At 72.0% G+C, this 7,692-nt stretch carries 8 protein-coding genes and 1 rRNA gene; 7 read left to right on the top strand and 2 right to left on the bottom strand.

Annotated features, from left to right (window positions below; genetic code table 11):
* Positions 1 to 523 precede the first annotated feature (523 nt).
* Together HF519_RS14155 and HF519_RS14160 are read left to right on the top strand one after the other, a co-directional pair.
* Positions 524 to 853 (top strand): ArsR/SmtB family transcription factor, encoded by a 330-nt coding sequence (locus HF519_RS14155; protein ID WP_169413398.1) that lies wholly within the window; start codon positions 524 to 526, stop codon positions 851 to 853.
* Complete coding sequence (locus HF519_RS14160; protein ID WP_169413399.1) at positions 850 to 1,332, top strand: SRPBCC family protein; 483 nt, start codon at positions 850 to 852, stop codon at positions 1,330 to 1,332. Before HF519_RS14155 ends, HF519_RS14160 begins: the two co-directional genes overlap by 4 nt.
* 205 nt (positions 1,333 to 1,537) lie before the next feature.
* On the opposite strand, the gene HF519_RS14165 is transcribed toward HF519_RS14160, so the two are convergent.
* Positions 1,538 to 2,203, bottom strand: a complete 666-nt coding sequence (locus HF519_RS14165) for an ArsR/SmtB family transcription factor (RefSeq protein WP_169413400.1) — start codon at positions 2,201 to 2,203, stop codon at positions 1,538 to 1,540.
* 78 nt (positions 2,204 to 2,281) lie between these two features.
* Here HF519_RS14165 and HF519_RS14170 point away from each other — a divergent pair, with 78 nt between their 5' ends.
* The 5 genes from HF519_RS14170 (at position 2,282) to HF519_RS14190 (ending at position 7,277) form a co-directional block, all read left to right on the top strand.
* Complete coding sequence (locus HF519_RS14170; RefSeq protein ID WP_211170011.1) at positions 2,282 to 3,646, top strand: MBL fold metallo-hydrolase; 1,365 nt, start codon at positions 2,282 to 2,284, stop codon at positions 3,644 to 3,646.
* On the top strand, positions 3,643 to 4,929 hold the full coding sequence (locus HF519_RS14175) for an MFS transporter (RefSeq protein WP_169413402.1): 1,287 nt from the start codon (positions 3,643 to 3,645) through the stop codon (positions 4,927 to 4,929). The genes HF519_RS14170 and HF519_RS14175 overlap by 4 nt, the downstream gene beginning before the upstream one ends.
* Positions 4,930 to 5,566: 637 nt before the next feature.
* A complete protein-coding gene (locus HF519_RS14180) occupies positions 5,567 to 5,761 on the top strand; it encodes a hypothetical protein (RefSeq protein ID WP_169413403.1) in 195 nt (64 codons plus the stop codon).
* Between the two features lie 125 nt (positions 5,762 to 5,886).
* Positions 5,887 to 6,210: a hypothetical protein gene (locus HF519_RS14185; RefSeq protein WP_169413404.1), complete on the top strand. Its 324-nt coding sequence runs from the start codon at positions 5,887 to 5,889 to the stop codon at positions 6,208 to 6,210.
* A gap of 254 nt (positions 6,211 to 6,464) precedes the next feature.
* Positions 6,465 to 7,277, top strand: a complete 813-nt coding sequence (locus HF519_RS14190) for a DUF2267 domain-containing protein (protein WP_169413405.1) — start codon at positions 6,465 to 6,467, stop codon at positions 7,275 to 7,277.
* A 325-nt stretch (positions 7,278 to 7,602) separates the two neighbouring features.
* Here the strand turns inward: HF519_RS14190 and rrf are convergent.
* A 5S ribosomal RNA gene (rrf, locus tag HF519_RS14195) occupies positions 7,603 to 7,692 on the bottom strand; the annotation flags it as partial.

Here is a 7,692-nt window from a genome sequence, read left to right on the forward strand (position 1 = left end):
TGCGACGATATCGAGTCGGACGACCCCAGCCGACCGGAATGCAGTTCCGATCGGTCGGTGACGAACGCCATGTTTCAATCTCGCCAAACGTGCTCGGCGAAAGCTCTCGTGTGCCAACCATCACCTCGGCTCCGTTATGCGATCGAGACCCGTTCGGGACGGCGGCCTTCACTTACCGGATCCGCGCTGTCGAGCCCGCCCCCTACCACGGCCTGCCGCCGCGCCGGCCGCACGCCGTGCCTCCGCATGAAACGGGTCGATGGCTTTCTGCATTGTGCGCACCGGCCAGGATCGATAGCTCCGGGACCGATTGCATGTCGACGCCGGGTTTCAGCGGCCGCCCGATCTCGGACTTCCGACATCTCCTGGGCCGCCGACCGTGTCGTCGCCTCCTGCCGCTCCGGACGCCGCCGCCAGACCGGCCACCGCACCGGACAGGACCCGTCATCGTCGAGCGCCGCGAGGGCGGCCGGGCCCCTGCAACCCCTTGACGCCAACATTGGTAAGTGAGAACTTACCGTTCGTGGCCACTAACGCTTCTGCGGTGCTGGAGGCGCTCGGCGATCCGACTCGGCGGTTGATGCTGGAACGGCTCGCCGTCTCGCCGTGTGCGGTCGGCGAGCTGGCCGCAGCGATGCCGATCAGTCGCCCGGCGGTGTCGCAGCACCTGCGGGTGCTCAAGGACGCAGGGCTGGTCCGCGACGAGGCCCGCGGCACGCGCCGCTACTACGCGGTGGCGCCCGAGGGGGTGGAGGCGTTGCGCCGCTACGTCGAGCGGTTGTGGACGACCGCCCTGAGCTCGTACGCCGATGTCGCGGAGGCGGCATCCACGGAGGAAGAGGAGAGCACGTGAGCATTCAGACCGTTGCCCCTGTCCGTCACAGCGTCGAGGTCGCCGCGCCCCTGCCGGTCGCGTTCGAGGTGTTCACCGCGAGATTCGCGTCGTGGTGGCCGACCTCGCACCACATCGCTCCTCAGCCCTACGTCGACGCGGTGATCGAGCCGCGGGCCGGGGGCCGCTGGTACGAGCGCGACGCCGAGGGCCGGGAGTGCGACTGGGGCCGGGTGCTGGCCTGGGAGCCGCCGCATCGTCTGGTGCTGTCGTGGGCGATCAGCCCGCAGTTCGAGGCGGAGCCCGACCCGGCCCGGGCCAGCGAGGTCGAGGTGCGCTTCACCGCGGTCGGCGACTCCCACACGCGGGTGGAGTTGGAGCACCGGCATTTCGAGCGGCACGGCGACGGCGGCGAGCAGATGCGCGCGGTGGTCGGCTCCGAGGGCGGCTGGGGCGGCATCCTGGTGAGCTTCGCCGCGCAGGCCCGCACGGCGACCTGAGTCTCGGCCTGTCCGCGTCACGACAGCCTCGGGACGGCCCAGGCGGCGCGCGGACGACCGCCCGGTGTGGACGCTACGGTCCCGGTCCGGTTCGCGCCGGCCCCGCGATGTTCCCGCACCTGTTTCCGGAGCAGATCCGGGTCGGCGGCGATCGTGCGCCGTCGGATCCCTTCCTCGTACCGGGACGTCTCCGGCCGGCGGGCGGCTATCCGGCCACGGTCTCCACGGGCAGGTCGGCGAGGCGCCACTCGAGCATCCCATCGGCCAGGCGTCGGGCGCGCCGGCCATGGGCGGCGAGCAGCCGGACCGCGTCGTGGGAGAACACGCAGTAGGCGCCGCGGCAGTAGGCGACCACCTCGACGTCGGCGGACAGCTCGCCGAGCCGGTCGGCCAGCTCGGCGAGGGGGATGGAGATCGCGGCCGGGATATGGCCTGCGGCGTACTCCTCAGCGGGCCGGACATCGACCACCGTGACCGCGCCGGAAGCGACTCGGCGCAGCAGTTCGTCGCGGGTGACCGCCTCGGCGCCGTCCGGGCCCAGGTAGGCATCCCGCGCGGCGGCGACGTCGGGCAGGTGAGCCGCTGCGAGATCCCGGAGCCGGACACAGGCCTCGGCCACGTCCATGCCCGCGAGCCGGTAGTGAATCCGGGTTCCCTCCCGGCGAGTGGCGACGAGCCCGGCACGCTTGAGGGTCTGCAGGTGGGCCGAAGTGGTCGTCGTGCCCAGCCCGCACGTCTGCGCGAGCGCATCGACGGTGCGCTCCCCCTGGGCCAGCAGATCGAGCAACTGCAGGCGTTTGCCGCTGCCCAGAGCCTTGCCCACCCTGGCCAGGTGGTCGAACAGAGCAGCCTTGCGGCCCGGATCCCCCATGGATTCCTCCAATAATCTGTGGAACATTGTATGAGGGTGTGTGAGGGCTGTCACGCTCGCAGAACCCAGGAGGCGGTCATGGGGATCGAGCTCGTAGCGGTGGTCGACGAGGGTCTGGGCAACTCCTGTTACCTGCTCGACCTCGGCGATGGGCGGGCGCTGGTGGTGGATCCGCCCCGGGACCTGCGCTCGGTCCGTGCGGAGGCCGGGCGTCTCCGATTGCGGATCGGGTTCGCCGCGGAGACCCATCTGCACGCCGACTTCCTCTCCGGTGCCGCCCAGCTCGCCCACGACGACGGGGCGATGGTCCTGGCGTCGGCGGCCGGGCGGCGCGAGTTCGCCCACCGCGGCCTGGTCGATGGCGAGGAGGTCGATCTTGGGGGGCTGTCGCTGCGGGCGCTGGCGACCCCGGGGCACACCGAGGAGCACCTGTCGTTCCTGCTGACCGACGGCGGCACCCCGCTCGGGGTGTTCACCGGCGGCTCGCTGATCGTCGGGTCGGCCGCACGTACCGACCTACTCGGCGAGGACCGGGCCGAGGAGTTGGCCCGCGCGCAGTACGCCTCGCTGCGACGGCTGGCCGCGCTGCCCGACGACACCGCGCTCTGGCCGACCCATGGCGCCGGATCGTTCTGCTCGGCCCCATCCGGTGCGCAGCGCACCTCCACCATCGGCCGGGAGAAGGCCACCAACCCGCTGCTGGGCATCGAGGACGAGCACCGGTTCGTCGGGGAGCTGCTGGGCTCGCTGGGCAGCTACCCGCCGTACTTCCTGCGGCTCGGGGAGATCAACCGCCACGGTCCGGCCATCCTCGGCACTCCGGCCACCGGAGGACTCGCCCCGCTGCCGGTGTCCGCGGTTCGCCGGCTCCGCGAACGCGGGGCGATCGTGGTCGACGTGCGCCCCGTCGTCGACTACACCCGCGCGCACATACCCGCGGCGGTGTCGATCCCGCTGCGGTCCCAGTTCGCAACGTGGCTGGGGTGGCTCGTGCCCGCCGATGCGTCGCTGGTCGTGGTCCGCAACGGCGACCAGGACGCCGAGGAGATCGTCTGGCAAGCCGCCAAGATCGGCTATGAGCGGCTCGCCGGTGAACTGGCCGACGGCATGAACGCCTGGACCGCGGCCGGGCAGCCGACGGCGAGTACCGAGCTGGTCACCCCCGACCGGATCGGGGAGCGCCACGTGCTCGACGTCCGCCAGCGCCCGGAGTTCACCGGCGGGCACCTGCCCGGCGCCCGGCACATCGAACTCGGCGCGGTCGCCGCGGCCGCCCACCGGCAACCGCCCACCCCGACGGTGGTGATGTGCGGGCACGGGGAACGCGCCGCCGGCGCGGCCAGCCTGCTCGAACGCGCCGGACACCGCGACCTCGCGGTGCTCGTCGGCGGCCCGGACGACTGGGCGCAGGCCACCGGCCGCGATCTGGCGACCGGCCCATGACCCCTCCCGCCGCCAACCGGCCCACCAAGGTGCCGCGGCTGGGGCTGCGGGCCAACCTGGCCCAGTTCTGCCTGCTCGTCGCGGTCAACGCGCTGGTCGGCGGGATGCTCGGGCAGGAGCGCACTGTGCTGCCGCTGCTGGCCGAGCGGGAGTTCGGGCTGACCGCCTACACCAGCGCGCTGACCTTCATCCTCGCCTTCGGCGCCACCAAGGCCGCCACCAACTACGTCGCCGGCGCCTGGTCGGACCGGTTCGGCCGCAAGCCCGTCCTCGTCCTCGGCTGGCTGATCGCGCTGCCGGTGCCGCTGCTGCTCATCTGGGCGCCTGGCTGGGGGTGGGTGGTCGCGGCCAACGTGCTGCTCGGGATCAGCCAGGGCCTGACCTGGTCCACCACCGTCATCATGAAGATCGACCTCGTCGGCCCGGACCGGCGCGGGCTGGCCATGGGGCTCAACGAGGCCGCCGGCTACCTGGCCGTCGCCGCCACCGCGCTGGCCACCGGCTACATCGCCGCCCGGTACGGGCTACGACCCGAACCGTTCTACCTCGGCGTCGCCTACGCCGCCCTCGGGCTCGGGCTGTCCACCCTCGTCGTGCGCGAGACCCGCGAGTACGCCCGGGTCGAAGCCGCCGCCCACACCGCCCGCCCGGACGGGCGCCACGACCACCTGCACGCCCGGCTGACCGATCGGCAGGTACTGGTCCAGACCAGCTTCCGCGAACCCGCCCTGTCGGCGGCCAGCCAGGCCGGCATGGTCAACAACCTCAACGACGGGCTGGCCTGGGGACTGTTCCCGGTGCTGTTCGCCGCCGCCGGCCTGCCGGTCGCGCAGATCGGGGTGCTGGCCGCGCTCTACCCCGCGGTGTGGGGCGCCGGCCAGCTGGTCACCGGGGCGCTGTCGGACCGGGCCGGGCGCAAACCGTTGATCACCGGCGGGATGCTCCTGCAGGCCGGCGCGCTCGCCCTGGTCGCGCTCGGCGACTCCTTCGCGGTCTGGGCGGTGGCTGCGGTGCTGCTCGGTGCCGGCACCGCGATGGTCTATCCCACCCTGCTCGCCGCGATCGGCGACGTCGCCCATCCGGCGTGGCGGGCCCGCTCGGTCGGGGTCTACCGGCTCTGGCGCGACGGCGGGTTCGCGGTCGGCGCACTGGCGGCCGGGCTGCTCGCCGACGGGTTCGGCATCCGGGCCGCGGTCTGGGTCGTCGCTGCGCTCACCGCCGCCTCCGGGCTGGTCGTGGCGGTGCGGATGTATGAGACCCACCCTCGGGCTCGAGCCGGCTGATCGAGTCCAGGGTCGTCCGCGCCGACGCCACCACCCGACTCGGGTACGCAGGCCGAACCCGGCACATCGGGCCGGAGGGCTGGGGCTCGCGGTTCTCCGGGGAGCGCAGCCGCCGGAACGTGATGATCTCGAACCCGGCGGCGGCGATCAGATCGGCCGGGTCGGTGCTCCTCCCTGGAGGCAATGACGTCGCCGAATGGCGGTATCACCGGAAACGGAACTCGTGCGGGTCGAGCTCGCGCCCGCGGCCGCGCTGTTCCGTCCCTCGGGATCCCACCTGCTCGGCCATCCTGCGCCGGATCTCGGGCGACGGCCCGGAGCGTGTGGGGACCTGGTCGAGAGCCTGGCCCAGCCCGTCTCCGAGCACCTGGCCTTACTCGGCTGCGGCCCGAGTCCTCCACCCCACCGGGGGCGCCCGGCTGTCCACCCTCGAGCAGCCCGACCTCATCGACGTGCTCGCCGCGACCGGAAGCGCCGTCACACCCTGTCCAACCCCAGGCCGTGCCACGGTGGAAGAGGGGCCGTGAGCACCCCGAGCCCGCCAACCGCCCGGTCACGGAGACACCGAGATGGGGCCGAGGGCGTCACTGATCGCGTCTGCAGCCGGGCCTATCGGCTCCTCGACGACGTACGAGTCGTGATCGCGGGAGGACACGGACAGATCGCACTTCGACCGGCCACGTTGCTGGCCGGGACCGCGTCGATCGGGTTCGGGCTGGACTCGACCATCGAGCTCGTCGCCACTACAGCGGTGCCCTGCCAGTTCCTCGGGGCCCGGCTCGGCGGCTCGCGAGCGCACCGCGCTGCGCGTCCGCTCGGCAACTCTCGGTGACGGGCGTCCTCCGGTCCTCGCCGGACCGCAGATGTCGTCAACCTGGCAGGACAGAAAGTGCGGGGCCGGTTCTGCCTGGTCGGACGCATCCGCGGTGTCGGTGATCCGAGCTACCATGCTCGGGTATGTCCCCCGTGGTCACGCTGCGTGTACATCGCCCGAACCTCGTCAAAGCCGAGCAGGAGGTCCGGAAGCGGTTGCAGGCCGTTGCTACCGCGGAGCTGTCCCGGCTCCGCGCCGGCTACATCAGACAGAGCCAACCGGTGATCGAAACCGCATTGGCCGAACGCCTCGGGAAGGTCACCGGTGGGCGGGTGGTGGAGCAGGACCTGCCCACCGCAGCACGGGCCGTGCAATGCGGTCACTACCTTGTCGTGGACCTTGTCGGCGACCCCGGCTCAGCCACGGAGCCGGCCCCGACGGTGTCCGTGGCCGAGAGTGCGCGCTGAGCGGAGCGGGTCCGGCGGTGGGCGCTCTCAGCTAGTCGGTCCGTGCCGGTTGTGCCGACTGCCTGTCGGGCTGTTCCGCGCATCTCGGGCGTCGTCGTGCGCCCTGGCCTCGCCCGGGAGGAGCCGGAAGCGGCGCCTGCGCGCCCGAGACCCAAAGACGCTCTCGGCTGCGCTTGCGAATCCGGATCGCGGCATCACTCGCCCCTACGCGGGAACCCCTCTGCGTTCAGAAGAGCGACTGCCGAGGAACGGTCATGCTGTATTACCCGGACTTCATCGAGTCGGTTCAGCAGCTGGGGGACGTCTCACCTCAGGACGCCGAGCGCATGACCTGTGCCACGCTGCAGATGCTGGCGCGGCGCATCTCGCGGGGTGAGGCCGAGGACCTCGTCGCGCGCCTTCCGGGCCGGTTGCGCCCGTGCCTGGAGCACGAGGGGCCGGTGGAGAAGTTCGGCCTCGACGAGTTCCTTCGGCGCATCGCACAGCAGGTCGGCGTTGACCGGCCGACCACTCAGCGGGTGGCCCGGGCCGTGTTCGCCACGCTGTGGCGGGCGGTGGGCAGCAAGGAGTTCAACGACATGCGGTCGCAGCTGCCGAAGGAGTTCCGCCGGTGGCTGGACGAGGCGGTGGCCGCCGCGCCGGCGCCGCCGGTGGCGGACGAGCACCCGCCCGCGAGGTTGTCGCTCGAGGAGTTCCTCGACCGCATCGCCGAACGCGGCGTCGATCGCGACCTCGCGTTGCCGGTCGCCGAAGCGGTGCTGGAGATCCTCGCCGCACGGATCACCGGCGGACAGGTGATGGACCTGATTCCGCTTGTGCCTCGCGAACTGCGCCCGGCGCTGCGACGCGGCATCGACCGCAGCCGGGGCGCAGGCATGCGGATGCCGCTGGAGGACTTCCTGTCCGAGATCGCCGAGCGGACCGACGGCGACATGGACTTGGCGCACCGGTACGCCCAGGCCGTGGTCGCAGCGCTCCACGACGCGGTCGGCGACAAGGAGTTCTCCGACATGGTGGCGCAACTGCCGGCCGCGTACCGCGACGCGCTGATCCCGGAGTACGCCTAGTAGTCCTGCCTTCCACCTGGAGCGCAGCCTCCGATGACTGTCGCAGGTGATGAGCGGTGCTGAGGCGGGGCTTCTCCCCGCTGCGACGGGCGACGGGAGGCCCGCGGCGGCGTAGGACCGTTCACCGTGTCGCCAACTCGGACGACGCACTCGGCGGGCAGCCTCAGCCAGCTCCCGGCCGGCCTTCGGGCACGGCCCGTCCGACCCGGCGACCGGGTCCTAGACCCCGCTGATGCCGCACGTCTTGTCGACATACAACAAAAAATGGGTGTGGCCCTCCGCGGGATCCCGCGGAGGGCCACACCCATTTCTTTTCACCGTTGAATGTCGGCGGTGACCTACTCTCCCACACCCTGGCGAGTGCAGTACCATCGGCGCGGGCGGGCTTAGCTTCCGGGTTCGGGATGGGACCGGG

The sequence above is a fragment of the Pseudonocardia bannensis genome (assembly GCF_012911875.1).
Taxonomy (GTDB): domain Bacteria; phylum Actinomycetota; class Actinomycetes; order Mycobacteriales; family Pseudonocardiaceae; genus Pseudonocardia; species Pseudonocardia bannensis.

Coding starts and splice junctions, on each gene's coding strand:
- HF519_RS14175 (WP_169413402.1), top strand. CDS start 3,643: ATGACCCCTCCCGCCGCCAACCGGCCCACCAAGGTGCCGCGGCTGGGG.
- HF519_RS14190 (WP_169413405.1), top strand. CDS start 6,465: ATGCTGTATTACCCGGACTTCATCGAGTCGGTTCAGCAGCTGGGGGAC.
- HF519_RS14185 (WP_169413404.1), top strand. CDS start 5,887: ATGTCCCCCGTGGTCACGCTGCGTGTACATCGCCCGAACCTCGTCAAA.
- HF519_RS14170 (WP_211170011.1), top strand. CDS start 2,282: ATGGGGATCGAGCTCGTAGCGGTGGTCGACGAGGGTCTGGGCAACTCC.
- HF519_RS14165 (WP_169413400.1), bottom strand. CDS start 2,203: ATGGGGGATCCGGGCCGCAAGGCTGCTCTGTTCGACCACCTGGCCAGG.